Below are 24,568 nucleotides of genomic sequence, written 5' to 3'. Positions count from 1 at the left end.
GGCTGCAGAGACAAAGACCCAAAACCTGAACGGCGTCATCCTCGGGCTTGACCCGAGGATCCATAACCCGTTGAAATCATGGATCCTCGGGTCAAGCCCGAGGATGACGCCGAGTGTGAAGAAGCGTCATCGTCAAATTCGACCGGCGGCAACCGCCTTCACTCCCCCTTGATGATATTCGCCATTTCTTCGCGCAGCGAATCCCTACCCTCATCGCCGACCCGGTGAATGTCGCTGATCACCGGCCGTCCGTCTTCCTCGATGACATCGAAATGAACTTCATCGACGGTCGCCTTCATCTCCGCCTCATCCATGCAGGCCCAGAGCTTGAATTTCGCCGTCACATCAGTCACGCCGTCCTTCACCGCGCCCGGCGTCACCGAAACATCCGCCAGCGGGCAGCCGTCCTGCGAGTTCGTCACCACATCGTAACCGAAGGGATCGCCAGTCTCACCGCTTTCCGCCTCATAAGCCGGCTTCTTGGATGCTTCGCGATATTGGGTCACGAAGTCCTTGCTGAACAGGCTGGTCAGCATGTCCTCGTCGAAAATATATTTCCAGTTTTCGGCGTCGCCGGACCAGTTCTTGACGGTAATATCCATCACCTTCTGGACGGGGTCGGCAGGCCCGGCGGCGAGCGCGCTGTGCGAAAAGAGGACGGCGGCAGTCAGAAGCAGAATATTCCGCATGATGTGATCCCGGGATAGGCCCGACAGGCGGGCGAAGCGATTCGCCTGACTGTATTCCGGCATTATGGTTTGGCAATGCGCAATCCACTGTTGCGCTGCGCCAAAAAAGCGCCCCCCATGGCTTTGCCTCAGACGCTCGCGATGCTATAGCCGCACCGGATATTTTTCCGGATACCGGCGTCATCAGGCGCCACAGCTTCGAAGGTGAGGAATTCATGGCAAAGATCAAGGTAGCCAATCCAGTCGTTGATCTCGACGGCGACGAAATGACCCGTATCATCTGGCAGCTGATCAAGGACAAGCTGATACTGCCATACCTCGATCTCGATATCGAATATTACGACCTCTCGGTTGAAAACCGCGATGCCACCAACGACCAGGTCACGGTCGATGCGGCACACGCCATCAAGAAGCACGGCGTCGGCATCAAGTGCGCCACCATCACCCCGGATGAAGCCCGCGTCGAGGAATTCGGCCTGAAGCAGATGTGGAAGAGCCCGAACGGCACGATCCGCAACATTCTGGGCGGCGTCATCTTCCGCGAGCCGATCATCTGCAAGAACGTTCCGCGCCTCGTTCCCGGCTGGACCAAGCCGATCGTCGTCGGCCGCCACGCTTTCGGCGACCAGTACAAGGCAACCGATTTCAAGTTCCCCGGCAAGGGCAAGCTGACGATCAAGTTCGTCGGTGAAGACGGTCAGGTCATCGAGAAGGACGTCTTCGACGCCCCGAGCGCCGGTGTTGCACTGGCCATGTACAACCTTGACGAATCCATCCGCGAATTCGCCCGCGCATCCATGATGTACGGCCTGATGCGCAAATGGCCGGTTTACCTGTCCACCAAGAACACCATCCTCAAGGCCTATGACGGTCGCTTCAAGGATATCTTCGAAGAAGTTTACCAGGCCGAGTTCAAGGCGAAGTTCGACGAAGTCGGCATCATCTATGAGCACCGCCTGATCGACGATATGGTCGCTTCCGCGCTCAAGTGGTCCGGCGGTTACGTCTGGGCCTGCAAGAACTATGATGGCGACGTTCAGTCCGACACGGTTGCGCAGGGCTTCGGCTCGCTCGGCCTGATGACCTCGGTTCTCCTGTCGCCGGATGGCCGCACGGTCGAAGCCGAAGCGGCACATGGCACGGTGACGCGCCACTACCGCCAGCACCAGAAGGGTCAGGAAACCTCGACCAACTCGATCGCTTCGATCTTCGCCTGGACCCGTGGCCTCGCCCACCGCGCCAAGCTGGACGACAATGCGGAACTGGCAAAGTTCGCGACAACGCTCGAAACCGTCTGCGTCGACACCGTCGAAAGCGGCTTCATGACCAAGGATCTGGCCCTGCTCATCGGCCCGGACCAGCCCTGGCTCTCCACCACCGCTTTCCTCGACAAGATCGACGAGAACCTCAAGAAGGCGATGGCGGCTTAAGCCTCTTCACTCAGTGACATTAAAACCCGGCCTCAGCGCCGGGTTTTTTTGCGCCATAAAGCTGAAACGTCAGCGCCGCGGCACGGGCAGAAAAAAGGTGGAAAAAACTGGAAAACCGGGTCGAAACGCCCGGTTTTCTTTTTTTGTTCACAGTATCTTGATTAGATGTTGCACTAGGCGCAGACTTCGATTCTGCGCCGTGCCGTGGCCAGCACAACAATAAGACAAAGCTGAAACAGCATCTACTTACAGATAACTTGCCCGGCGCAGTCAAAACCTACCGCAGCGTCAGTACGATCTTCAAGGAGCGTGAGAATGATGCTGCGGATTATAAAAACACACCGCGCCAGTGAGGGACCCGCCGGGTTTCCCCACGAGGCTGCGGCGATTTTGCTTGGGGAGGCAGGACTATGAGTGAGTTGATCTTCTATACCAATCCCATGTCGCGCGGACGCATCGCGCGCTGGATGCTTGAAGAAGTGGGTGTTCCTTATAAAACGGAAATATTGAGTTTCGAAACCTCGATGAAATCGCCCGCCTATCGGCTGATAAACCCGATGGCCAAGGTGCCGGCCATCAAACATGGCGATACCATCGTCACCGAGGCGGCGGCGATCTGCGCTTATCTGGCCGACGCCTTTCCCGGCGCCAACCTCGCACCGACACCGAAGGCACGCGGCCTTTATTACCGGTGGATGTTTTTCGCCGCTGGCCCGCTGGAAATGGCGGCCAGCATGAAGGCGATGGGTTTTGAAGTGCCGAAGGAAAAACTGCGCATGGCGGGCTGTGGCAGCTATGCGGATGTGATGAACACGCTTGAACGGGCGGTCAGCGAAAACCGTTTCATTGCCGGCGATCTCTTCACCGCAGCCGATGTTTATGTCGGCGCCCATATCGGCTGGGGGCTACATTTCGGCACGATCGAAAAACGCCCGGCCTTTATCGACTACATGGCGCATCTCACCGAACGCCCGGCCTTCAAGCGCGCTGCCCAGCTTGATGAAGACGCGGCGAAAGATTTGCAGGCGACAGGATAATCGGCCGCGATATTGCAAAGAACGAACCACGGCCCGTCCGAAAATCGCCCACAGGGTCGATCTTTGCGGCGGGTCTATTCATCGGATTGGCCGAGCGGTTCTCCGACCTCGATTGCATGCCCGTCCGGATCATAAAAGCGGAATACTCTCTGTCCCCAGGCCTGCCTCTGAACCGGATGGATAAGCTCGACATACGGTGCGATATTTTGAAAAGCCGCATCCACATCTGCGTGCTCGAAATACAGCAGCAGGTTTCGCCTGCCATAGGGCTCTTCCATGCCTGATGGTGCTTGCCAGACAGTCTCCTCAAGCGACCGCCCCTCATGGATGGCAAAGCCGCCCTCAAAGAGAACGAAATTCCCGAAGTCCCGCAATATTTGGAGGCTCAGCCGATCACGATAAAACGCCTTCGAGCGGTCTATATCGCGCACGAAAGGGATGGGATTTACAAAGCGCATCGCATGCCCTCCTCCCCGTCTTCAGCGCTCGATGGTCCATGCCATCTCTCGCAAGCCTCAGCGTAGAATTAAAAAAGGCGGGGTAAAACCCCGCCCCTTCCTCAATCTTTCCAGATCAGGCCGCCAGTGCCGCGGCCACCGCTTCGATGGCCTCCTGCGCCTTGGCGCCATCCGGGCCGCCGGCCTGTGCCATATCCGGGCGTCCGCCGCCTCCCTTACCGCCAAGCGCGGCCGAAGCGGTGCGGACGATATCGACGGCACTGAAACGGGCCGTCAGATCTTCGGTAACGGCAGCAACGGCGCTTGCCTTGCCATCGTCAGAAACCGCAATCAGCAGCACAACGCCAGAGCCAAGATTGGCCTTGGCCTCATCGGCAAGACCCTTGAGATCCTTGGCATCGATGCCGGACAGGGATTTCGCAAGGAAATTGACGCCCGCGACCTGCTGGACATCGTTTGCGCCCGCATCCGACGAACCACCGCCCATGGCGAGCTTCTTGCGGGCATCGGCAAGCTCACGCTCCAGCTTTTTGCGCTCGTCAAGCAGCCCTTCAACGCGCGACAGCACGTCGCCCGGCTGAACCTTCAGCGATGAAGCCAATGCCTTCACCCGCTCATCCTGCTCGGCGAGATAGGCAAGCGCGCCCTGACCCGTTACGGCTTCAAGACGGCGCACGCCCGCACCAACGGCGCTTTCGCCGAGAATGCGGATGAGACCGATCTGGCCGGTGGCTGCCACATGGGTGCCGCCGCAAAGCTCGACCGAATAGGGACGGTTGGCCTTCGCGCCATGAACGCCGGTGCCCATCGACACCACGCGAACTTCGTCGCCATATTTTTCACCGAACAGCGCCATGGCGCCCTCGGCAATGGCGTCATCGACGCTCATCAGGCGGGTGACAACAGGCGAGTTCTGCAACACGATCTCGTTCGCCATATCCTCAACGACCTTCAACTCCTCGGCCGACATCGGTTTGGGATGCGAAACGTCAAAGCGCAGGCGCTCGGGCGCGACCAGCGAACCCTTCTGGGCGACATGGGTGCCGAGCACTTCGCGCAGCGCCTCATGCAGCAGGTGCGTGGCGGAATGGTTGGCGCGCAGACGCGAACGGCGATCATGATCGACGGTCAGCTGCACGGCATCGCCGAGCTTCAGGCCGCCCTTGGAGACGGTGCCGGAATGCACGAACAGGCCTTCGCCCTTCTTCTGGGTTTCGGAAACCGTGAAGGCGCCATTTTCGCCGGTAATCACGCCCGTATCGCCCATCTGGCCGCCGGACTCACCATAAAACGGTGTCTGGTTAACGACGATCTGGACCGCTTCTCCATCGGCGGCATTGTCCACCGCCTTGCCGTCCTTGACGATCGCCTGAATGACGCCTTCGGCGGTTTCCGTGTCATAACCGAGGAATTCGGTCGCGCCGAATTTTTCCTTCAGCTCGAACCAGACGGTCTCTGTCGCCTTGTCGCCGGAACCGGCCCAGTGCGAACGGGCTTCCGCCTTCTGTCGTTGCATGGCATCGGTGAAGCCTGAAATATCGACGCCGATTTCGCGGGCGCGCAGTGCATCCTGCGTCAGGTCGAGCGGGAAACCATAGGTGTCATAAAGCTTGAAGGCCGTTTCACCATCAAGCATGTCACCCTTGTGCAGCGTCGACGTGGCGTCGGAGAGCAGCGACAGGCCGCGCTCCAGCGTCTTGCGGAAACGGGTTTCCTCAAGCTTGAGCGTTTCGGAAATCAGCGCCTCGGCGCGGACCAGTTCCGGATAGGCACGGCCCATCTGTTGCACCAGCGCCGGCAAAAGCTTGTAGATCAGCGGCTCGCGCGAGCCCAGAAGCTCGGCATGGCGCATGGCGCGGCGCATGATGCGGCGCAGGACATAACCGCGGCCTTCATTGGACGGCAGAACGCCATCGGCGATGAGGAAAGCGGACGAGCGCAGGTGATCGGCGATGACGCGATGGCTGGCGCGCTTTTCGCCTTCGGCCGGAACACCGGTCGCTTCGACGGAAGCGGCGATCAATGCACGGAACAGGTCCGTATCGTAATTGTCGTGTTTGCCTTGCAGCAGCGCCGAAATGCGCTCGAGGCCCATGCCGGTGTCGATCGACGGGCGCGGCAGGTCGATGCGCTCTTCCTTCGTCAGCTGCTCATATTGCATGAAGACGAGGTTCCAGATTTCGATGAACCGGTCGCCATCCTCTTCCGGCGAGCCGGGCGGGCCGCCCCAGATATGATCGCCATGATCGTAGAAGATTTCCGAACAGGGACCGCAGGGACCGGTATCGCCCATCGCCCAGAAATTGTCGCTGGTCGGAATGCGGATGATGCGGTCGTCGGAAAAACCGGCGATCTTCTTCCAGAGATTAAAGGCCTCGTCATCGGTGTGATAGACCGTGACCAGCAGCCGATTGCGGTCGATGCCGAATTCCTTGGTGATCAGGTTCCAGGCATGGGTGATCGCCTCTTCCTTGAAATAATCGCCGAAGGAAAAATTGCCGAGCATTTCGAAGAAGGTATGGTGACGGGCGGTATAACCGACATTGTCGAGGTCGTTATGCTTGCCGCCGGCACGCACGCATTTCTGCGCCGAAGCGGCGGTGGAATATGGACGGCTTTCAAGACCGGTGAAGACGTTCTTGAACTGCACCATGCCGGCATTGGTGAACATCAATGTCGGATCGTTGCGCGGCACCAGCGGGCTGGAGGGCACGATCTCGTGTCCATTCTTTTTGAAGTAGTCGAGAAAGGTCGACCGAATTTCATTTACACCGCTCATGCCCACACACCGCTCACAGCTGGAGTCCATCATTGCCATCACAAATGATGGCTATATTGCAAAATCAATGGCTTTTATCGTCCGTATCCTGCCCTGTCCAGCCATGCAGGCAAACCAAGGCGCATCGGCAAACAAAAAGGGCCAGGCGAGGGAAAATCGCACGGCCCATTTCGTTTCGATCAGCTCATTTCGGCAAAGTGGCCAGACACTCTATGCCCGGCCCCTTTTTTGAGGTGTCAGCCCTCGTCGCCGTCACCGTCGCTATCGCCGGCATCCGGGCCGCCATTCTGCAGGAAGCGGTCAGCGATCAGACCGGCATTCTGGCGCAGCGCCAGCTCGATCTCATTGGCCGTTTCCGGATTGTCGCGCAGGAAGGTCTTGGCGTTCTCACGCCCCTGCCCCAGACGCTGGCTGTTATAAGAGAACCATGCGCCGGATTTCTCGACGATACCGGCCTTCACGCCGAGATCGACAAGCTCGCCGGTCTTGGAAACGCCTTCGCCATACATGATGTCGAATTCCACCTGCTTGAAGGGCGGCGCCATCTTGTTCTTGACGACCTTCACACGCGTCTGGTTGCCGACCACCTCTTCGCGCTCCTTGACGGCGCCGATGCGGCGAATGTCAAGGCGTACGGAGGCGTAGAACTTCAGCGCGTTACCGCCCGTCGTCGTTTCCGGCGAACCGAACATGACGCCGATCTTCATGCGGATCTGGTTGATGAAGATCACCATGCACTTCGATTTGGAGATCGAAGCGGTCAGCTTGCGCAGCGCCTGGCTCATCAGACGCGCCTGAAGACCCGGCAGGCTGTCGCCCATCTCGCCTTCGATTTCCGCCCGCGGCGTCAGTGCCGCGACCGAATCGACGACCAGAACGTCGACCGCGCCGGAACGAACCAGCGTATCGGTGATCTCCAGCGCCTGCTCGCCCGTATCCGGCTGCGAAATCAGCAGGCTCTGCAAATCCACACCCAGCTTGCGGGCATAGACCGGATCGAGCGCATGTTCGGCATCCACGAAGGCGCAGATGCCGCCCTTCTTCTGGGCTTCCGCAATGGTCTGCAACGCCAGCGTCGTTTTACCCGAGCTTTCCGGACCATAAATTTCAACGATGCGCCCCTTCGGCAGACCGCCGATGCCGAGCGCGATATCCAGGCTGAGCGAACCCGTCGAAACGGTTTCCACTTCAACCACATTTTCATTGGAACCGAGCTTCATGATCGATCCCTTGCCGAACGACCGTTCGATCTGGGAGAGCGCCGCTTCCAGTGCCTTGCTTTTATCCACGGATTTATCCTCTACGAGACGCAAAGAATTTTGTGCCATCTGAACCACCTTTAGGTTATTGAAGCCGCACAGGCAATGAAGCAGTATGGAAATGGTATGTACTCCATTTGTTCTCATTTCGCAAGGCGCGGCCAGCATATTGAAAACAAATAGCGATAAGTGGTTTGTTCTATCTTTGTTTTTCGGCTCCGGCCTATCGCCGCAAACGGGAAGTGACAGGCAAACGAACACGGGGGTCGGCCGAATCGTCCGGCCTTTCCATCCGCCAAAGAGGGAAACGCAAGCGTGAAGAAAATACTCGTTCTGGGCGGCGCGCATATCGACAGGCGCGGCATGATCGAGACTGAGACGGCGCCCGGCGCCAGCAATCCCGGCTCCTGGATGGAGGAGGCAGGCGGCGGCGGTTTTAACGCGGCGCGCAATCTTGCCCGGCTCGGTTTTGCCGTCCGCATCATCGCGCCACGCGGCGGCGACGTGACAGGCGAAGCGGTGGCGGAGGCCGCAAAATATGCCGGCGTCGAAGATACGCCCTTTATTTTCCTCGACCGCCGCACGCCAAGCTACACCGCCATTCTGGAGCGTGACGGCAATCTGGTCATCGCCCTTGCCGATATGGACCTCTACAAGCTCTTTACCCCGCGCCGCCTGAAAGTGCGTGCCGTGCGCGAGGCGATCACGGCAAGCGACTTTCTGCTCTGCGACGCCAATCTGCCTGATGACACGCTGACGGCCCTCGGCCTCGTCGCCCGCGCCTGCGAAAAGCCGCTGGCTGCCATCGCCATTTCCCCCGCCAAGGCGGTGAAACTGAAAGGCGCGCTTGCCGATATCGACATTCTCTTCATGAACGAGGCGGAGGCACGAGCACTAACCGGAGAGACGGCGGCGAATGTCCGCGACTGGCCCGGCATTCTGCGCAAGGCCGGGCTTGCCGGCGGCGTCGTCACCCGCGGCGCAAGCGAGGTCGTGGCTTTCGATGCGACGCAAACCGTAACGCTCAACCCGCCCCTTATCCGCGAGGTAAAGGACGTGACCGGCGCCGGCGACGCCATGGCCTCCGGTTATCTTGCCGCGATCGCCGAGGGAAAGACCATCGCGGAAGCGCTGAGACAGGGCGCGGCCGCAGCGGCCATCACCGTGCAATCGCCCTTCGCCACCTCGCAGGATTTATCAAAAGACAGTGTCGATGCCATGTTGGGACTTGTTCCCGCAGCTGAAATACTGGCATGAACCCGCTTTCAAGAATTGGAACAGAATAAATGACCCGCCCCATCTCCCCGCTCCTGCCCATCGTTTATTCACGGGAAGTCGCCGCCGCCAAGCAGCGCGGTGCGCCGATCGTGGCACTTGAATCGACCATCATCACCCATGGCATGCCCTATCCCGGCAATATCGAGATGGCCGAAAGCGTCGAACAGATCATTCGCGACCAGGGCGCCGTTCCGGCGACCATCGCCGTCATTCACGGCACCCTGCACATCGGCCTCGAAAAGGACCAGCTGGAGGCGCTCGCCCAGACCACTGACGCCATGAAGGTCTCGCGCGCCGATATCGCCTTCGCAATTGCCGAGCGCCGCACCGGCGCCACCACGGTTGCCGCCACCATGATTGCCGCTGCCCGCGCCGGCATCCGCGTTTTCGCCACCGGCGGCATCGGCGGTGTGCACAAGGGCGCGGAGGAGACGTTCGACATCTCCGCCGATCTGACCGAACTTGCCAAGACCGGCGTCATCGTCGTCTGCGCCGGCGCCAAGGCGATCCTCGACATCCCAAAGACGCTCGAGGTTCTCGAAACCAACGGCGTGCCTGTCGTCACCTTCGGCTCGGAAGAATTCCCCGCCTTCTGGTCGCGCTCCTCCGGCCTGGCGAGCCCGCTTTCGCTGAACAGCCCGGCGGCAATCGCCAATTTCCAGGTGACCCGCGAACAGCTCGGCATCGATGGCGGCATGCTGATCGCCAACCCCGTGCCGGAAGAAGACGAAATCCCCCGCGAAGAAATGGAAATCTACATCAACCGCGCCATCTCCCATGCGGAGCGCGACGAGGTCACCGGCAAGGAAGTTACCCCCTACCTGCTCGGCGACATCTTCCGACTGACGGATGGCCGCAGCCTGGAAACCAATATCGCGCTGGTGCGTAATAATGCCCAGCTGGCCGCGGAGATCGCGGTGGCGCTGAACTGAAGAGCATTCAGTTTTCTCAGTCATCCTCGGGCTTGACCCGAGGATCCACGTTGCGACAACAGGAATGGATCCTCGCCTCAAGGGCGAGGATGACGGTGCGAAAGTAGCAAGCTCGAAACCAACAAAAAGCCCGGAAAGCTTGCGCTCTCCGGGCCTTCGTTTTTCTGCAGGAACCCGATCAGTTCTGGGCGACCGGCTTCACCAGCGGCGTCACGCGGCGGATGGTGACGCGGCGGTTCTGCTGTTCCGGACCGAGTGTCTGGACCTTCAGGTAACGCTCGCCATAACCCTGCGTCGCGAGGTTTTCCGGCGGAATGCCGTAGACATCGGTCAGCACGTTGGCAACGGAAGCGGCGCGCTCGTCGGAAAGAACGAGGTTGCTTTCATCGGAGCCGACGGCATCGGTATGGCCTTCGATCAGGAAGGTTTCCGCCGGGTTCTTTTCCAGCGCCTTGTTGATCGCATCGGCCACCTTGCGCAGTGAGCGAGCCTGCGCCATCGGAATGTCGGCGCTGCCGGTGGCAAAGGTGATCGTATCGAGGTCGATACGGCGCACCTTGTCGCGGATACGGGCCGAATAGCGCACTTCATCCAGCGAATAGACACGCTCCACGGGTTCGACCGGCGGCTGCTCGAGGAAGCGGTAATAATCGCGGTCCGGATCGCTCGACGTGTCGATGATGTAGTCACGAACGGGAATACGCAGGCGCATCGGCGGCAGGTCGAGGCCCGGATCACGATAGACATAATCGCGGTCTGGATCGTCCATCAGCTCGGGCGCATAGAACAGCACATATTCCCGGCCGCGATCATCGATGCGCGAGCGCTGGATCACGTCGCCATAACGATTGCGGATCGTCACCACCTGCGTACCGTCACGGCGCTCGACGGTTTCGCGGACACGACCGCCCTGCAGACGCTCGTAATAGGGCTCGCCGCCATCACGGATGAAGCGCTGGTTGTCATCGCCACGCACGACGACACGATCGCCGAATTGCAGGATGATCGGCGCATCACGATCACGGTCACGCGGGCGGCCCTCACGTGGCTGCCACTCGCGCACGCCTTCCGGCCGCTCATATTGCGGACGGCGGTCGATGCGCTCACCCTGCTGGGAGGTGATCGCCTCCATTTTCACGGGCGGCGGCGGGGTCTTGCCTTCAGCGGCACCGGCGCGCTGCGCCTCGGCGTCCGAGGTAGGCACCTTCACCTCACCGGCCTGTTCACGCTCGCGGCGGCGTTGCTCTCGGGCCTGATTGTTGCCGGAGCGCTCCACTTCCTTATCGCTGTCGAGAACGGCCGCACCCTTGTCGACCGGCAGGATGACGGTGTCGGCGGTCTTGGACGGGTCCTTGGCAACCGCCTTGGCCTTGTCCAATTCTTCCTTCGTCATGGGCGGTGCTTCCGTCTGCGGAACAGCAACCTGGTTGGGAACGGGCTCACCGGCAGGCGCCTGTCCGGTCGTGGTGCCGCTTGGCGGCGGGGGCGTCGGCGTGCCCGGCAGCGGCGCTGCAGGCTCGGTTTTGCCCTGACCTTCGGCAGGTTTTTCGGAAGGCTGCTGGCCGGGTGCGGGGTTGGGCTGCGCCTCCGGCGCCGGCGGACGTGCGGGTGTCGGCGCTTCCGTCGGAACAGGCGCTTCCTTCGCGGCAGGTTCTGGAGCGTCAGGTTTTTTCTCCGGAACAGCCTTTTCGGCCGGTTCGGATTTCTGTTCCGGAGCCTTTTCTTCTACCTGCGGCTTTTTCTCACGCGGTTTGGCGGGCTGCTCGGCATTGTCTGGACGCGCGGCAGGCTGCTCGGCGGCAGGCTCTTTAGCGCGCTCCTTGCGCGGACGCGCCTCGCCCTCACCCGCAGGCTGTTCCGCGCGCTCAGGTTTACGTGGGCGCTCCTTCGGCTGCTGTTCGGCCGGCGCTGCCTCGGGTGCAGCTTCAGGAGCGGCCTCCGGGCGCTGGCGTGCGGGGCGCTGCTCGCCTTCCCCTTGAGGCTCCTGTGCCCGCTCCGGTTTGCGTGGGCGTTCCTGCGGCTGTTCGGCAGGCGCCGGCTCAGGGCGGGCTTCGCGCTGCTGCGGCTCACGCTGAGGTTCCGGCTGTGCTTCACGCTTGGGTTCGGGCTTGGGTTCCGGCTGCGCTTCACGTTGCGGCTCGGGGCGCGGTTCGGCGGGTGCTGCTTCGGGCTTCGGCTCGGGGGCCTGCTTCGGCGGCTCGGCCTGCGGCTGCGCTTCTTCGGCTTGCTGGCGCTGTTTGCGCAGAAGCTCTTCCGGGTTCTGCTCTTCGGCGACCTGGCCTTCCGGTTGCGCCTGCGCCAGAATAAGCGGGCTCTGCAACTTGGGCATCTGCGTCTGCGTCCGCGCGGCTCCGGCAAAACCGGCAGCAGCGGGCTCCACCGCAATCGCCAGCGACATGAGGGGGAAAACCACCCCCGTCAGCAATCTGTTCTTCTTCAGCATCGGTGCTTCCTCATCTGCCATTATTGGTCGCTTGTGTCGCGACATCTTGAACCGGCTGCGCATGCAGGCGCTGGTCAACGCCTTGCACACGCTTCGGTTCCCATGATGGACAAAGCCTTGTGTACCGGAAATGAACAGATCAAGGCGTTTTCGTGAAAGCTCTGCGGCGCAATCGAGGTGACTAATATTGCAGTTGCATTTTTTGACCAACCGGATGAATAATTGCCCCGGCGCTGAAGGCCACGGAAAACAAAAAACATTCCGTCGCGCCTTGCGCTTATGGCGTCCGCACTGAAAACAACAACAGACTGCGGATGAACGACCAAAAGAGAGGATCGAAATGCCTATTTCCACCCGTCTGCTCGCAGCCGCATCGATTGCCGCCATCTCGCTGTTTTCAGGCGCAGCCCTTGCGCAGGACAAGATCGTCATCGGCACCGAAGGCGCCTATCCGCCCTTCAACAATCTTGAAGCCGACGGCACGCTGACCGGCTTCGACATCGACATCGCCAAGGCGATGTGCGAACAAATGAAGGCTGAGTGCACCTTCGTCACCAATGACTGGGACGGCATCATTCCCGCCCTTCAGGCCAAGAAGTTCGACGCCATCATCGCGTCCATGTCGATCACGCCCGAGCGTCTCGAGAAGGTCGACTTCTCCAAGAAATATTACAACACCCCGCCGGCCATCGCCGTGCCGAAGGATTCGCCGATCAAGTCCCTCGACGACCTGAAGGGCAAGTCGCTCGGCGCACAGGGTTCCACCACCCACTCCAACTACGCCGAAAAGCACTTCCCGGATGCCGACGTGAAGATGTATCCGACCGCCGATGAATATAAGCTCGATATCGCCAATGGCCGTATCGACGCCGTCATCGACGATATCGTCGTGCTTTCGGAATGGCTGAAGACGGATGCCGGCGCCTGCTGCAAGATCCTGACGCCGCTCAAGGTCGATGTCGAGATCAACGGCAATGGCGCAGGCGTTGCGGTGCGCAAGGGTGACACGGCGCTCGCCGATAAATTCACGGCTGCCATCGCCGGTATCCGCGCCAGCGGCAAGTACCAGGAGATCAATAAAAAATACTTCGATTTCGACGTTTACGGCGAGTAAGCCTGCTCGATCTGTTGAAATCTGGTGGCGGAAGGCTTGCCCTTCCGCCATTTTTGTTTGAAAACGTCACCATAACAATCACGGCGGCTTAAGACCGCGGGGGAAAACTGGCATGAGCGGAGCATTTTCCGCCATAGGTGCGTTCTGGACCTATGTCTCGACACTTCTCGACCCCTTCTGCGGTCCGGTCGGTCTCTTCTCGCTTTTCGGAAACAGCACCCTTGTTGCGTGTGGTGATGCAGGCTGGGGCGATGAAATCGCCTTCGGCGTCAAGGTCACCATCTCGCTGGCGCTTGCGACATTGCCCGTCGGCCTGCTGATCGGCTTCCTCATTGCGCTTGCGGCGCAATCGGAGGAGAAGTCGCTACGGCTGGCGACCGGCATCTACACAACCATCTTCCGTGGCCTGCCGGAACTGCTGACGCTCTTCATCGTCTATTACGGCATTCAGATGCTGCTGCAATCAGCAGCGGGTTATGTCGGCATCACCGGCCCCGTCGAGATCAACGCCTTCGTGGCCGGCATGGTCGCGCTATCAGTCGTGTTCTCATCCTATGCCTCCGAAGTGCTGCTCTCCGCCTTCAAGGCCATTCCCAGGGGCCAATATGAGGCGGGCCATGCGCTTGGCCTGTCACGCGGCCGCACCATGGTGCTCATCATCATTCCGCAACTGGTCAGGATCGCCCTGCCCGGCATGACCAACCTCTGGGTCATCCTGCTCAAAGACACGTCCTACGTCTCGATCATCGGACTTGCCGATATCATCCGTCAGACCGGCATCGCCGCACGTGTCAGCAAGGAAGCATTCTTCTTCTACGGCATCGCCTGCCTGCTCTACCTCATTCTCGCACTTCTCTCCTCCATCGGGATCGGCTTCATCGATCGCTGGTCACGCAAGTCGGAGGCACGCCGATGAGCCATATCCAGGAACTCATTCCGCCGCGCCCGGCGCCAGCCATAGCCGACAAGCCGCTCAACATATCGCGCATCGTCGGCATCGGCGTCATCACGCTCTGGCTGCTGCTCGCCGCCGGCTTGATCTTCGCGATGATCGAAGGGTGGGACTGGGCGAAATTCGAACGTTACGGGCCGCGTTACATTGACGGCCTCATCACCACCATCACGCTGGTCGGCAGTTCGATCATTCTCGGCGCAATCCTCTCGGTGCCGATCGCCTTTGCGCGTATGTCGAAAAACCGCGTCCTCGGCTCGCTGGCCTATGCCTATGTCTACGTCTTCCGCAGCACGCCGCTTCTGGCCCAGCTTTTCCTGATCTATTACGGCCTCGGCAGCTTCCGCCCGCAATTGGAGACGGTCGGGCTGTGGTGGTTCTTCCGGGAAGCCTGGTATTGCGGCCTCCTGTCGCTGACCCTCAATACCGCCGCCTATCAGGCCGAAATCCTGCGCGGCGCAATCCGCAGCGTGCCGCTCGGCCAGCATGAGGGCGCCGCCTCGCTCGGCATTTCGAAATTCATCACCTTCCGCAAGATCATCCTGCCGCAGGCACTCATCGTCGCGCTGCGTCCTTACGGAAACGAGATCATCCTGATGATTAAAGGCTCGGCAGTCGTCTCCATCGTCACGGTTTTCGACCTGATGGGACAGACCCGCTACGCCTTTTCCCGCACCTTCGATTATCAGGCTTATCTTTGGGCGGCGATCTTCTACCTGACAATCGTCGAGACGCTGAGACATGTCTGGGCCTGGCTGGAAGCCCGCCTGACGCGCCACCTCAAGCGTTAGGCCGAAGCTTGGCAGCACTCATCAACTGAGGCTGCCAACATTTTGAAAAATATAACTATTTTGTGACAACTTATGGCTTTGGCAAGGTTGGATTAACCCTGTCGTGTTCCCATGTCAGATACAGCTGCAACGCTGTGATCGGCAATCATGGAAACGGGAACCGCCGTCATGAACAAGGACATGGAAATGATGCTGAGAGGCTACGGCCTCACCACCGCCCAGATATTTTACCGCATGCCGGACCATCCGCTGGTTCTGCAGACCTATGTCTGGCAGGACTACGATCTCGCCCCGGATTTCCCCGAAATGCACGGTTTCCTCAAATTCTGGCAGGAAAAGCTCGACGGACCGTTACACTCCGTCCGCTACGTGCACCGGCAGGTAATCTCGGCGCAGGAATGGCGCGCGCTTAAAGGGGAGTTCATCCTCCACTGAAAACTGTTCCCACATAAACGTTGCGCCAACCACCGTTGCGGCTTACAGCAAACGTCAACCGAAGACGTTATGGATACCGCACGATGACGAAAAACCAGAAAATCGACGAAGAGGCGCTTGCCGAGGCCTATAACCGCGCACTGACGCTTGAAAAAGCCGGCGATGTGGACGCGGCGGTAAAAGCCTATCAGGACGTTCTGGCGATCGACCCGGAAGATCACGGTGGTGCCGCCGTGCGTATCGCCGCCATGGGCCGGGGCGAAACGCCGCCGAAAGCGCCCGACGCCTACGTTGAAACCCTGTTCGATCAGCACGCCGAGGCCTTCGAGGATATTCTTGTCGAACAGCTGGGATACGCCGTGCCGATGATGGTGCGCCAGCGGCTGCAGACGCTAAACCTCGGCCCGTTCAAGCGGCTGCTCGATCTCGGCTGCGGCACCGGCCTCACCGGCGAAGCGCTGCGTGACATGGCTGATGACATTACCGGCATCGACATTTCCGAAAACATGGTCGAAATCGCCCATGAGAAGGACCTCTACGAGACGCTTTACGTCGCCGAAGCCGAGGATTTCCTTGAGGATAATGACGACGAACCCTTCGATATCATCACCGCAACCGACGTGCTGCCCTATCTCGGCGCGCTGGAGCCGCTGTTTTTCGGCGCCGCCGAAAACCTCAATGCCGGCGGCCTGCTGATCTTCTCCTCGGAAACCCTGGACGAAGAGACCCTGGCCGGACGCCCCTATATGGTTGGCCCGCACCACCGTTTCGCCCATGCGGAAAACTATGTCCGCGAAAGGCTTGTGGCGACCGGTTTCGATATCCTCGAAGTCACCGATATCAACGTCCGCATGCAGGACGGCAACCCGACACCGGGCCATCTGGTGATTGCCAAGCTCAAGGGCTGATAACTCGGCATTTCGGCATATTTCTTCTCCCCGGCGGGGAGAAGAAACAAGTGGCACCCGCCCGCCCTAATGCGGAGCCCTGCCTTGCTGAATCAATATCTCATCAAGATCACCCAGACCGTTGAAGAGATTCGACTTTCCGTCGCAACAACCGGCAAATAAAAAAGCCCTCCCCGGCAACCGGAAAGGGCATTGCTCAAAAACCGGATGAGCGGCGCGTCACTCCTCGCCGGATTTCGGATTATCCAGCAGCATGTAATCGAGCGGCAGTTCCGTCGTATATTTGATCTGCTCCATCGCAAAAGCAGACGACACGTCACGAATTTCGATCTTGGCGATCATCCGCTTGTAGAAGGCGTCATAGGCAGCAATGTCAGGCACAACGACACGCAGGAGATAATCGACATCGCCGCTCATGCGGTAAAATTCGACGACCTCCGGAAATTCGGAAACCACCTCGGAGAAACGCTTCAGCCATTCGATGGAATGGGAGGCGGTGCGGATGGAGACGAAAACCGTGACCTTGGTGTTGACCTTGACCGGATCAAGCAGCGCCACGCGCCGGCGGATAACGCCGTCCTCCTCCATCTTCTGGATACGCCGCCAACAGGGCGTCGTGGAAAGTCCGACCTTTTTCGCCAGATCAGCGACGGCCAGCGTGGAATCCTCTTGCAGAATGCGCAAAATCTTACGGTCAAGGCGATCCAATGCGTCTATCCTCCTGAATTAATTTCCTTTCAATACACTAATTTTCGCAGAAAAACAGAAAATTGTTTCACTAAAGCCGCATTTCCACATGTTGCCGCAGAACCGGGAGCAGCTCTTGCGTGAACCACGGGTTCTTTTTCAGCCAGCCGGTATTGCGCCAGCTGGGGTGCGGCAGAGGTAAAGTGCCGGGGCCGAAATTGGCATGCAGGTAGCCGCGCCAGTCCTTGACGGTCTCGGTCATGGTTTTGCGCCGCCTCTCACCCAGGTGAAAAGCCTGCGCATATTGGCCGACGGCAAGGATCAGCTCCACCTGCGGCATCGCCGCCATCACCCGCTCACGCCATGCAGGCGCACATTCACGCCGTGGCGGCAGGTCGCTGCCCTTGTCATCGTAGCCCGGAAAACAGAAGCCCATGGGCACGATGGTGAAGCGGTCGGGATCATAAAAGGTCTCGCGGTCGACATTCAGCCATTGCCGAAGCCTGTCACCGGAAGCGTCGTTAAAGGGAAGTCCCGTCTCATGCACACGCAGCCCCGGCGCCTGCCCCGCAATCAGGATACGGGCCTTCTTCGACATGACAACCACCGGCCGCGGTTCATGCGGCAGGCGATCGGCCATGCCCCTGACAGGCGCGTCACGACAGATGCGGCAGCGGCCAATCTCACCGCGCAACTCATCCAGCCCATCATCAAACCTCGGCATGGATTGATCCATCTCAGCCATGCGACCATCCCAGAAGATGGCGGATGACGGTCAGGAACCCCGCCGCCGGTGTCTCGATATCCGCTGCGCGGTGCTCACGCCGCCATTCGGAGGGCTTTTCGAATTCGCCCGCCCAGATGCCCCGCGCATCCCGGCGCGCCGCCGCCTGTTCGCCTGAAAACTGGAAATAACCGGAGGCAACGGCAAAACCCGCCGACACCATTTCCGCCGAGACATCCCTGCCGCCGGCCGCGCAATAGACAAGCAGCCGCCCGTAGCGGTCCCTCGAACTGCCGGAACAGGAAAAATTCTGCGCCACGACCAGCCGTTGCAGCACACGGCGCGCCTCCTCCCCGCAGGGCCAGGTTTCAGCGCCGCGCCGGCATGTCTGCGACAGTTCGGGCGCATCGATACCGAGCAGGCGAAACCGTTCTTCACCCTTTGAAAGCGTATCGCCGTCGATCACGAAGAAACGGCCGCTATAGGTCTCGCTGTTGATCTGGTCGAGCTTGGCGGCGATGAGGATGCCGAGAAAAATCGCGGCAAGAAACAGCCCGCCGTCGCGGAACGCCGAAAAACCTCTGCGCCTGCCTCCGTTTCGTCCCATGTAACAACAAACCCTTGTCAGAAATGGCAAACAAATCCTTTCACGGCAGCATCTTCTTAAGATTTTGCACGTAGTCTGCAAGGGTTCATGTCACCTGCGTTGTAACAATGAGTAAAAGCGTCAGCACGTCCACCGACAAGATCATCGTCGACCGCTCGAAAAAACACCGCAACAAAGCGGTTTTCGACACGGTGAAGACGACGCGTGAACGCCTGCAGCAGGGTGCCGGCGGAACCGAAGCCTATGAACGCGAAATGCTGACCATGCACATCGCCGAGACCCTTCAGGGCGCGATGTTCATGCCGCTTTTCATCGTGCTCGCCTCCGTCATCGGTCTTTATATCACCCGCGACATCGGGCTGATCATCTGGTCGCTGATTGCGCTCAGCTTCCACGCCATGGCCTTGGTGCTGGCCAAGAGGGCGGCGAAGCAGGAGATCACGCCCGAAAATCTCCAGCACTGGAAAAATCTGTTCCTCGGCATGCAGATCCTCATCGGCTGCGCATGGGCCATGTTCGCACTGGCCGAACCGGCGCGCAACGACCCGACGCTTGTTCTCTTCTTCAAGGGCGCAACGCTGCTGATCGCGCTTTCGCTGACCGCCATGGCCAATTTCATGCTGCGGCGGGCGACTTTCATGACCTTCCTGCCGGTGATGGCGGCGCTGTGCGTCACCTCGGCCATCTCGCGTGATCCATTCGATGTCGGCCTTGCGCTGATGTTTGGCATGGCGATCCTCTTCTGTCATCGCATCACCAGCCGGCTCTACCAGACCAGCGTCAAGCTCCTCTCCTCCCAGACGGAAAAGGACGACCTGATCGCCGAACTCGAAGTCGCCAACTCGGTTTCGGATGAGGCGCGACGCCGCGCCGAAGAGGCTAATCTGGCCAAATCGCGCTTTCTCGCCTCCATGTCGCATGAGCTGCGCACCCCGCTTAACGCCATTCTCGGCTTTTCCGAGGTCATGGCGTCAGAAGTGCTCGGCCCGCTCAACAACCCGCTCTACAAGGAATATTCCGGCGATATCCATCGCTCCGGCCAGCACCTGCTCGATCTCATCAACGAAATCCTCGACCTGTCGCGCATCGAGGCCGGTCGCTATGATCTCAATGAGGAATCCATCTCGATGCTGGAAATAGCCGAGGATTGCATCGGCATGATCCAGCTGCGGGCCCGCGCCAAGACGATCAGGATTTCACAGCAGTTCGAAAGCAGCCTGCCGCAGGTCTGGGCCGATGAAAAATCCATCCGCCAGGTTATTCTCAACCTTCTCTCCAATGCCGTGAAATTCACGCCGCAGGGCGGCGAAATTCTCGTGAAAGCCGGCTGGACGGCGGGCGGCGGACAATATGTGTCTATCAAGGACAATGGGCCGGGTATTCCCGAAGATGAAATCCCCGTGGTGCTGTCGGCCTTCGGTCAGGGATCGATCGCCATCAAGAGCGCCGAACAGGGAACCGGGCTTGGCCTGCCCATCGTTCAGGCCATTCTTGCCAAACATGACGGCCAGTTCATCCTGAAATCGAAGCTGCGCGAAGGCACAGAGGGCATCGCCATCCTGCCGGCAAAACGCGTGCTGCAGAGCCTGCCGGCCGTGGAGGAAACCCACGCCATCCAGCCGCGCCGACGGTCCTTCGCCTGATCCCGGTTCCCAGCCGCTTAGAAGAACAGCGTCGTCACCAGCGAATAAAGCACGAAAAATCCGTTCGCCATCAAAAGGCAGAAGACGGCGAAGGAACCGAGATCCTTGGCATGTCGTCCGACCGAGGAAATTTCCGGCGAGATGCGGTCCACCAGTTCCTCGATCGCGGTATTGAGCGCCTCGACCGCAAACAGCAGAAGCATCAGCACCGTGAAGACGAGAAGATGCGCAAATGGCGCGCCGACGACCAGAAGCAGGGCAAGCCCGACGCCGAAGGCCAGAACCTCATGCCGGAACGCCGCTTCCTGCCACAGCCGGCCCAGCCCCTGCACGGAATAGCGGGCCGCGGCGAATAGATGCCGCCAGCCCTTTTCCTTGCGGAAGGCGGGCTCGGGTTGCTTCTTGTGCGGCGTCGCGTCCATCTTTGACCTCAATGATCGGTATGGGGGCTGATGTGGGTATCCACACCCGCCGCTTCAAAGGTCGCCATGCCGGAATGGCAGGCAGCCGCTGCCTTGACGATACCGGCTGCCAGAGCCGCACCCGTGCCTTCGCCCAGCCGCATGCCAAGCGCCAGAAGCGGCGTCTTGCCAAGCTTTTCGACGGCGGCCAGATGGCCGGGCTCACCCGAGACATGGCCGATCAGGCAGTGATCGAGCGCCGAAGAATTGGCCGCCTTTAGGAGAGCGGCAGCCGCTGTTGCCACATAACCATCGATCAACACGGGAATACGCTGCACGCGCGCGGCGAGAATGGCACCGGCAATTGCCGCAATCTCGCGTCCGCCGAGACGGCGCATGATTTCCAGCGGATCGGACAGATGGTCCTTGTGGAACTCGACAGCGGCCTTCACCGCCGCGATCTTGCGGGCCATGACCTCGCCTTCCGAACCGGTGCCCGGGCCGGTCCATTCTTCCGCGGTGCCGCCATAGAGCGCCAGATTGATCGCCGCCGCAATCGTGGTGTTGCCGATGCCCATTTCACCGACGCAGAGAAGATCGGTGCCGCCGGCAATCGCCTCCATGCCGAAGGCCATGGTGGCGGCGCAGTCGCGCTCCGAAAGGGCCGGCTCGCAGGTGATGTCGCCGGTCGGATAATCAAGCGCCAGATCGAAAATCTTCAGGCCGAGATCATTAGCGACGCAGATCTGGTTGATCGCCGCGCCACCGGCTGCAAAATTCTCCACCATCTGCTGGGTTACGGATGTCGGATAGGGCGTGACGCCGTGACGGGTGACACCATGATTGCCGGCGAAAATCGCCACCAGCGGACGGGTGACGGCGGGCGAACGGCCGGACCATGCAGCCAGCCACATGGCGATTTCTTCGAGGCGGCCAAGCGAACCGGCAGGCTTGGTCAGCTGCGCATTGCGCTCCTTGGCAGCCACGAGCGCATGCGTATCCGGGCCGGGAAGCTCACGCAACAGCGCGCGAAAATCATCGAAGGGCAATCCGCTCATGCTCATGGTGTCGGTCTCTTTCGTAGCCGGGTTGGCTGTCGCATCGGCTCATGCGTCCGGAACTTGTGTTTTCCGGCAAATCGGTCTTTGTTGCGCCTCTCATAATCGCGGATGCGCCGCGGAACAACCGGAAATGCAAGTGCAGCAACGGAGAGAGCATGAAGGCCCGGGATTTTATAACAGATGTCATGCATTCCGTTGCCTTTCTCAGCCGCCTGCCGGTTCCTTCGCGGTTTTTCGAAAATGCCGATGGCGTGTCGATGCGCCGCACCGCCCGCGCCTTTCCCGCCGCCGGCCTGCTGATCGCCCTGCCCGCGGCTTTTCTGGTGGTGATTTTCGCCGCCTTCGATGCCTCGCCACAGCTCACGGGCTGGCTCGCCATCGCCCTCACGGCGCTTCTGACAGGAGCACTGCACGAAGACGGGCTGGCCGATATGGCCGATGGTTTCGGCGCAGGCAAGGACAAGGCGCGCACGCTTGAGATCATGAAGGACAGCCGCATCGGCAGCTATGGCACCATCGCCATGGTACTGTCCTTTGCCCTGCGTGCCACGGCGCTCGCATCGCTGATCGAGACACTTCCCGCAAAAACTGCCGCCGCCGGCCTGATCGCCGCACTTGTCCTGAGCCGCGCCCTGATGGTGTGGCACTGGCAGGCCCTGCCCGCCGCCAAAACCTCCGGCATCGCCGCCGGCGCCGGCCAGCCCGGAGACAGCGAGCGCAATATCGCCCTGGCGATCGGGCTGCTGGTCTTCATTCTCTTCACGCTGCACGCTTTGCCCATTCTGTCGATTGCACTTGTGCTCGCCGCAGCCATTCTGGCGACGGTGCTGTTCGGCCGTCTGTGCGACAGGAAGATCGGCGGCCACACCGGCGATACGATCGGCGCCTGCCAGCAGATCACGGAGATCGTTACTCTCGTCGCCCTTGCCCTTGCGGCGTAACGGCCTGATATAGACCATCATGGAAACACCCTGCATCCATATCTGCCGCCTCAACGCGACCAGCAGCCTCTGCATTGGCTGCGGCCGCACGCTGGATGAAATCGGCGGCTGGGCAGGCTATAGCGACGAGAAGCGTCGAACGATCATGCAGGCGCTGCCGCAAAGACTGGAAAATTTGAGCGAGACCACCGGGGAGACGCATACCGCATGAACAGGCTGACCATCGTTCTCCTTCTCCTCGCCGTGGGCCTCGGCCTGCTTCTCATCAATCACGATGGTGGCCGCACACTCGGCATCGATAATGATCAATTCGCACAGGCTCTCTATCTCGTGCCCATTGCCGGCCTCCTGTCGGTCGGCATCCTGGCCGGAAGACGGGGCGGCTTCGGCACCGTCATCCGCCAGCTTGCCGTCTGGCTTGTCATCATCCTCGGCCTCGTCTCGCTTTATCTCTATCGCTACGACCTGCAATCCTTCGGTGATCGCCTTTTGGGCGGCCTGATGCCGGGCCGCGCCGTGGTGGTAACGACATCGGGCGGCGAACAGGAGATCGTGCTGCACAAATCGATGAGCGGCCATTTCGAGGCGAATGTCGGCGTCGATGGCAAGACCATCCACATGCTGGTCGATACCGGCGCAAGCTCCGTGGTTCTGGCCAATGCCGACGCCGCCGAAATCGGTATCGACACGGGCAGCCTGCGCTATACCGTACCGGTCATGACCGCAAATGGCCGCACGGCAGCAGCCCCCGTCACCCTGTCGGAAATCGGCATCGGCCCGATCGTGCGCCGCAACATCCCTGCCCTCGTCGCGCAGGATGGCCAACTGGGCCAAAGCCTGCTCGGCATGAGCTTCCTGTCGACGCTCGGTTCGCTACAGATGCAGACGGACGAGTTACGGTTGCGGGATCGATAAACCCCAGGCATCAGTGAGCGCCGCCGCGGCACTCCGCTTTCGTCATCGGCCGCGGAAAGGAAATACCCCGTTTTAGGGCCAATCGGGATGTTCTTTTCGCACCGACCGGTCGTCGCAGGGCATTGCCCCTTGATTCCTTCCCATTTGATAATTTATGTTGGTGCTGTTCTCAGGGCGGGGTGCAATTCCCCACCGGCGGTATCGGGATTTTTCCCGGAGCCCGCGAGCGCTTCCGGTCTCCAAAGCCGGAAGGTCAGCAGATCCGGTGAGAGGCCGGAGCCGACGGTATAGTCCGGATGGAAGAGGACAAGGCATAGGACGCCCGCGCGTGAGCGGGCTTCGCATTGCATTGTTCGCCCAAGGGATATTTGGCGCTTCTTGAAGCGCGAAAATGCCGCAAAACGGCATAACCCCTTGAAAGGCTTGAAATAGAATGACCATTGCTAAAATTGAAGACGCGATCGAAGCCATTTCCCGTGGCGAGATGGTGATTGTGGTTGACGATGAAGACCGCGAAAACGAAGGCGATATCATCGCCGCTTCCGACAGCATCACTCCGCAGCAGATCGCTTTCATGATGAACCATGCGCGCGGGCTGGTGTGCGTCGCCATGCCGGGCGAACGTCTGGATGCGCTCGACATTCCGCTGATGGTGTCGCGCAACACCGAATCCCTCAAGACGGCCTTCACCGTCTCGGTGGACTATATTCCCGGCACCACGACAGGCATTTCCGCCGCTGACCGGGCAGAGACCGTGCGTGCGCTGGTTTCAGAGGGTTCGCGCCCGGAAGACTTCGCCCGTCCCGGCCATATCTTTCCGCTGCGCGCCAATCCGCAAGGCGTCCTTGGCCGCACCGGCCATACGGAAGCAGCCGTGGACCTCTGCCGCCTTGCCGGCAAATACCCCTCCGGCACCATCTGCGAAGTCGCCAATGACGACGGCACCATGGCCCGCCTGCCCCAGCTCGAAGTCTTCGCCGAACGCCACGGCCTGCTCGTCGTGACGATCAAGGACCTCGTTGCTTACCTCAAGGGCGAGGTTGTCGAGGATGTGGTGCAGAAGCAGGTCGCTTGATCTGCGCTT

24 protein-coding genes and 1 riboswitch are annotated in these 24,568 nt (G+C 60.2%); of the genes, 14 read left to right on the top strand and 10 right to left on the bottom strand.

The window, feature by feature from the left end:
* Window positions 1-158: 158 nt before the first annotated feature.
* Complete coding sequence (locus ACQZ5F_RS03555; RefSeq protein ID WP_052821277.1) at window positions 159-689, bottom strand: hypothetical protein; 531 nt, start codon at window positions 687-689, stop codon at window positions 159-161.
* Window positions 690-904: 215 nt separating this feature from the next.
* On the opposite strand from ACQZ5F_RS03555, the gene ACQZ5F_RS03550 reads away from it, so the two are divergent.
* The gene (locus ACQZ5F_RS03550) at window positions 905-2,119 is read left to right on the top strand and encodes an NADP-dependent isocitrate dehydrogenase (protein ID WP_225339691.1); all 1,215 of its coding nucleotides are present in this window, start codon (window positions 905-907) and stop codon (window positions 2,117-2,119) included.
* Between the two features lie 410 nt (window positions 2,120-2,529).
* A complete protein-coding gene (locus ACQZ5F_RS03545) occupies window positions 2,530-3,156 on the top strand; it encodes a glutathione S-transferase family protein (RefSeq protein WP_046798214.1) in 627 nt (208 codons plus the stop codon).
* A 74-nt stretch (window positions 3,157-3,230) separates the two neighbouring features.
* On the opposite strand, the gene ACQZ5F_RS03540 is transcribed toward ACQZ5F_RS03545, so the two are convergent.
* The 3 genes from ACQZ5F_RS03540 to recA all read right to left on the bottom strand — a co-directional run bounded on the left by ACQZ5F_RS03540 (window position 3,231) and on the right by recA (window position 7,721).
* The gene (locus tag ACQZ5F_RS03540) at window positions 3,231-3,614 is read right to left on the bottom strand and encodes a VOC family protein (RefSeq protein ID WP_046798213.1); all 384 of its coding nucleotides are present in this window, start codon (window positions 3,612-3,614) and stop codon (window positions 3,231-3,233) included.
* A gap of 115 nt (window positions 3,615-3,729) precedes the next feature.
* A complete protein-coding gene (alaS, locus tag ACQZ5F_RS03535) occupies window positions 3,730-6,393 on the bottom strand; it encodes an alanine--tRNA ligase (protein WP_225339690.1) in 2,664 nt (887 codons plus the stop codon).
* Window positions 6,394-6,629: 236 nt separating this feature from the next.
* Entirely contained in the window at window positions 6,630-7,721 is a 1,092-nt protein-coding gene (gene recA / locus ACQZ5F_RS03530) for a recombinase RecA (protein WP_046798211.1), read from the bottom strand.
* A gap of 246 nt (window positions 7,722-7,967) precedes the next feature.
* Here recA and ACQZ5F_RS03525 point away from each other — a divergent pair, with 246 nt between their 5' ends.
* The gene (locus ACQZ5F_RS03525) at window positions 7,968-8,909 is read left to right on the top strand and encodes a carbohydrate kinase family protein (protein ID WP_080841998.1); all 942 of its coding nucleotides are present in this window, start codon (window positions 7,968-7,970) and stop codon (window positions 8,907-8,909) included.
* 29 nt (window positions 8,910-8,938) lie between these two features.
* Complete coding sequence (locus tag ACQZ5F_RS03520; protein WP_046798210.1) at window positions 8,939-9,862, top strand: pseudouridine-5'-phosphate glycosidase; 924 nt, start codon at window positions 8,939-8,941, stop codon at window positions 9,860-9,862.
* A gap of 178 nt (window positions 9,863-10,040) precedes the next feature.
* Here the strand turns inward: ACQZ5F_RS03520 and ACQZ5F_RS03515 are convergent, their stop codons facing one another.
* Window positions 10,041-12,305 carry an OmpA family protein gene (locus ACQZ5F_RS03515; protein WP_225339689.1) on the bottom strand — a complete coding sequence of 755 codons (2,265 nt, stop codon included), beginning with the start codon at window positions 12,303-12,305 and terminating at the stop codon, window positions 10,041-10,043.
* A 340-nt stretch (window positions 12,306-12,645) separates the two neighbouring features.
* Here ACQZ5F_RS03515 and ACQZ5F_RS03510 point away from each other — a divergent pair, with 340 nt between their 5' ends.
* The 5 genes from ACQZ5F_RS03510 to ACQZ5F_RS03490 all read left to right on the top strand — a co-directional run bounded on the left by ACQZ5F_RS03510 (window position 12,646) and on the right by ACQZ5F_RS03490 (window position 16,505).
* Window positions 12,646-13,419 (top strand): ABC transporter substrate-binding protein, encoded by a 774-nt coding sequence (locus ACQZ5F_RS03510; RefSeq protein ID WP_046798209.1) that lies wholly within the window; start codon window positions 12,646-12,648, stop codon window positions 13,417-13,419.
* Window positions 13,420-13,531: 112 nt separating this feature from the next.
* On the top strand, window positions 13,532-14,335 hold the full coding sequence (locus tag ACQZ5F_RS03505; protein WP_448731142.1) for an ABC transporter permease: 804 nt from the start codon (window positions 13,532-13,534) through the stop codon (window positions 14,333-14,335).
* On the top strand, window positions 14,332-15,162 hold the full coding sequence (locus ACQZ5F_RS03500) for an ABC transporter permease (RefSeq protein WP_046798207.1): 831 nt from the start codon (window positions 14,332-14,334) through the stop codon (window positions 15,160-15,162). The genes ACQZ5F_RS03505 and ACQZ5F_RS03500 overlap by 4 nt, the downstream gene beginning before the upstream one ends.
* Before the next feature lie 168 nt (window positions 15,163-15,330).
* Window positions 15,331-15,597, top strand: coding sequence for an usg protein (locus ACQZ5F_RS03495; protein ID WP_035224318.1), 267 nt, complete (start codon window positions 15,331-15,333; stop codon window positions 15,595-15,597).
* 83 nt (window positions 15,598-15,680) lie between these two features.
* Window positions 15,681-16,505: a class I SAM-dependent DNA methyltransferase gene (locus ACQZ5F_RS03490; RefSeq protein WP_046798206.1), complete on the top strand. Its 825-nt coding sequence runs from the start codon at window positions 15,681-15,683 to the stop codon at window positions 16,503-16,505.
* 219 nt (window positions 16,506-16,724) lie between these two features.
* On the opposite strand, the gene ACQZ5F_RS03485 is transcribed toward ACQZ5F_RS03490, so the two are convergent.
* The 3 genes from ACQZ5F_RS03485 to ACQZ5F_RS03475 all read right to left on the bottom strand — a co-directional run bounded on the left by ACQZ5F_RS03485 (window position 16,725) and on the right by ACQZ5F_RS03475 (window position 18,523).
* Complete coding sequence (locus tag ACQZ5F_RS03485; RefSeq protein ID WP_003507846.1) at window positions 16,725-17,213, bottom strand: Lrp/AsnC family transcriptional regulator; 489 nt, start codon at window positions 17,211-17,213, stop codon at window positions 16,725-16,727.
* Window positions 17,214-17,283: 70 nt separating this feature from the next.
* Window positions 17,284-17,937, bottom strand: a complete 654-nt coding sequence (locus tag ACQZ5F_RS03480; protein WP_448731141.1) for a uracil-DNA glycosylase family protein — start codon at window positions 17,935-17,937, stop codon at window positions 17,284-17,286.
* The gene (locus ACQZ5F_RS03475) at window positions 17,930-18,523 is read right to left on the bottom strand and encodes a thermonuclease family protein (protein ID WP_448731140.1); all 594 of its coding nucleotides are present in this window, start codon (window positions 18,521-18,523) and stop codon (window positions 17,930-17,932) included. The genes ACQZ5F_RS03480 and ACQZ5F_RS03475 overlap by 8 nt, the downstream gene beginning before the upstream one ends.
* 107 nt (window positions 18,524-18,630) lie before the next feature.
* Here ACQZ5F_RS03475 and pdhS2 point away from each other — a divergent pair, with 107 nt between their 5' ends.
* Entirely contained in the window at window positions 18,631-20,166 is a 1,536-nt protein-coding gene (gene pdhS2, locus ACQZ5F_RS03470; protein ID WP_046798204.1) for a two-component system sensor histidine kinase PdhS2, read from the top strand.
* 17 nt (window positions 20,167-20,183) lie between these two features.
* On the opposite strand, the gene ACQZ5F_RS03465 is transcribed toward pdhS2, so the two are convergent.
* Both ACQZ5F_RS03465 and cobT read right to left on the bottom strand, forming a co-directional pair.
* The gene (locus tag ACQZ5F_RS03465) at window positions 20,184-20,588 is read right to left on the bottom strand and encodes a diacylglycerol kinase (RefSeq protein WP_225245972.1); all 405 of its coding nucleotides are present in this window, start codon (window positions 20,586-20,588) and stop codon (window positions 20,184-20,186) included.
* Between the two features lie 8 nt (window positions 20,589-20,596).
* Window positions 20,597-21,631, bottom strand: a complete 1,035-nt coding sequence (gene cobT, locus ACQZ5F_RS03460; protein WP_448731139.1) for a nicotinate-nucleotide--dimethylbenzimidazole phosphoribosyltransferase — start codon at window positions 21,629-21,631, stop codon at window positions 20,597-20,599.
* Window positions 21,632-21,783: 152 nt separating this feature from the next.
* On the opposite strand from cobT, the gene ACQZ5F_RS03455 reads away from it, so the two are divergent.
* The 4 genes from ACQZ5F_RS03455 to ribB all read left to right on the top strand — a co-directional run bounded on the left by ACQZ5F_RS03455 (window position 21,784) and on the right by ribB (window position 24,559).
* Window positions 21,784-22,569, top strand: a complete 786-nt coding sequence (locus tag ACQZ5F_RS03455) for an adenosylcobinamide-GDP ribazoletransferase (RefSeq protein ID WP_448731138.1) — start codon at window positions 21,784-21,786, stop codon at window positions 22,567-22,569.
* Between the two features lie 19 nt (window positions 22,570-22,588).
* On the top strand, window positions 22,589-22,780 hold the full coding sequence (locus ACQZ5F_RS03450; protein ID WP_225339683.1) for a DUF1289 domain-containing protein: 192 nt from the start codon (window positions 22,589-22,591) through the stop codon (window positions 22,778-22,780).
* Window positions 22,777-23,484: a TIGR02281 family clan AA aspartic protease gene (locus ACQZ5F_RS03445; RefSeq protein ID WP_046798200.1), complete on the top strand. Its 708-nt coding sequence runs from the start codon at window positions 22,777-22,779 to the stop codon at window positions 23,482-23,484. Before ACQZ5F_RS03450 ends, ACQZ5F_RS03445 begins: the two co-directional genes overlap by 4 nt.
* Window positions 23,485-23,645: 161 nt before the next feature.
* Window positions 23,646-23,796, top strand: a riboswitch (FMN riboswitch).
* A gap of 121 nt (window positions 23,797-23,917) precedes the next feature.
* Window positions 23,918-24,559 (top strand): 3,4-dihydroxy-2-butanone-4-phosphate synthase, encoded by a 642-nt coding sequence (gene ribB / locus ACQZ5F_RS03440; RefSeq protein WP_225339682.1) that lies wholly within the window; start codon window positions 23,918-23,920, stop codon window positions 24,557-24,559.
* The last annotated feature ends 9 nt before the right edge of the window (window positions 24,560-24,568 follow it).

The sequence above is a fragment of the Agrobacterium sp. 22-210-1 genome (assembly GCF_053522525.1).
The sequence above is the reverse complement of the archived record's forward strand: the minus strand, read 5'-3'. Positions and strand labels throughout refer to the sequence as shown.

What these genes read in the sequence shown, in the direction of transcription:
- ribB (WP_225339682.1), top strand. Translation starts at nt 23,918, where the DNA reads ATGACCATTGCTAAAATTGAAGACGCGATCGAAGCCATTTCCCGTGGC.
- ACQZ5F_RS03475 (WP_448731140.1), bottom strand. Translation starts at nt 18,523, where the DNA reads ATGGGACGAAACGGAGGCAGGCGCAGAGGTTTTTCGGCGTTCCGCGAC.
- ACQZ5F_RS03490 (WP_046798206.1), top strand. Translation starts at nt 15,681, where the DNA reads ATGACGAAAAACCAGAAAATCGACGAAGAGGCGCTTGCCGAGGCCTAT.
- pdhS2 (WP_046798204.1), top strand. Translation starts at nt 18,631, where the DNA reads ATGAGTAAAAGCGTCAGCACGTCCACCGACAAGATCATCGTCGACCGC.
- ACQZ5F_RS03450 (WP_225339683.1), top strand. Translation starts at nt 22,589, where the DNA reads ATGGAAACACCCTGCATCCATATCTGCCGCCTCAACGCGACCAGCAGC.
- ACQZ5F_RS03480 (WP_448731141.1), bottom strand. Translation starts at nt 17,937, where the DNA reads ATGGCTGAGATGGATCAATCCATGCCGAGGTTTGATGATGGGCTGGAT.
- ACQZ5F_RS03445 (WP_046798200.1), top strand. Translation starts at nt 22,777, where the DNA reads ATGAACAGGCTGACCATCGTTCTCCTTCTCCTCGCCGTGGGCCTCGGC.
- ACQZ5F_RS03545 (WP_046798214.1), top strand. Translation starts at nt 2,530, where the DNA reads ATGAGTGAGTTGATCTTCTATACCAATCCCATGTCGCGCGGACGCATC.
- alaS (WP_225339690.1), bottom strand. Translation starts at nt 6,393, where the DNA reads ATGAGCGGTGTAAATGAAATTCGGTCGACCTTTCTCGACTACTTCAAA.
- ACQZ5F_RS03465 (WP_225245972.1), bottom strand. Translation starts at nt 20,588, where the DNA reads ATGGACGCGACGCCGCACAAGAAGCAACCCGAGCCCGCCTTCCGCAAG.
- ACQZ5F_RS03550 (WP_225339691.1), top strand. Translation starts at nt 905, where the DNA reads ATGGCAAAGATCAAGGTAGCCAATCCAGTCGTTGATCTCGACGGCGAC.
- ACQZ5F_RS03555 (WP_052821277.1), bottom strand. Translation starts at nt 689, where the DNA reads ATGCGGAATATTCTGCTTCTGACTGCCGCCGTCCTCTTTTCGCACAGC.
- ACQZ5F_RS03500 (WP_046798207.1), top strand. Translation starts at nt 14,332, where the DNA reads ATGAGCCATATCCAGGAACTCATTCCGCCGCGCCCGGCGCCAGCCATA.
- ACQZ5F_RS03515 (WP_225339689.1), bottom strand. Translation starts at nt 12,305, where the DNA reads ATGCTGAAGAAGAACAGATTGCTGACGGGGGTGGTTTTCCCCCTCATG.
- ACQZ5F_RS03510 (WP_046798209.1), top strand. Translation starts at nt 12,646, where the DNA reads ATGCCTATTTCCACCCGTCTGCTCGCAGCCGCATCGATTGCCGCCATC.
- ACQZ5F_RS03495 (WP_035224318.1), top strand. Translation starts at nt 15,331, where the DNA reads ATGAACAAGGACATGGAAATGATGCTGAGAGGCTACGGCCTCACCACC.
- ACQZ5F_RS03505 (WP_448731142.1), top strand. Translation starts at nt 13,532, where the DNA reads ATGAGCGGAGCATTTTCCGCCATAGGTGCGTTCTGGACCTATGTCTCG.
- cobT (WP_448731139.1), bottom strand. Translation starts at nt 21,631, where the DNA reads ATGAGCATGAGCGGATTGCCCTTCGATGATTTTCGCGCGCTGTTGCGT.
- ACQZ5F_RS03520 (WP_046798210.1), top strand. Translation starts at nt 8,939, where the DNA reads ATGACCCGCCCCATCTCCCCGCTCCTGCCCATCGTTTATTCACGGGAA.
- ACQZ5F_RS03540 (WP_046798213.1), bottom strand. Translation starts at nt 3,614, where the DNA reads ATGCGCTTTGTAAATCCCATCCCTTTCGTGCGCGATATAGACCGCTCG.
- ACQZ5F_RS03455 (WP_448731138.1), top strand. Translation starts at nt 21,784, where the DNA reads ATGAAGGCCCGGGATTTTATAACAGATGTCATGCATTCCGTTGCCTTT.
- recA (WP_046798211.1), bottom strand. Translation starts at nt 7,721, where the DNA reads ATGGCACAAAATTCTTTGCGTCTCGTAGAGGATAAATCCGTGGATAAA.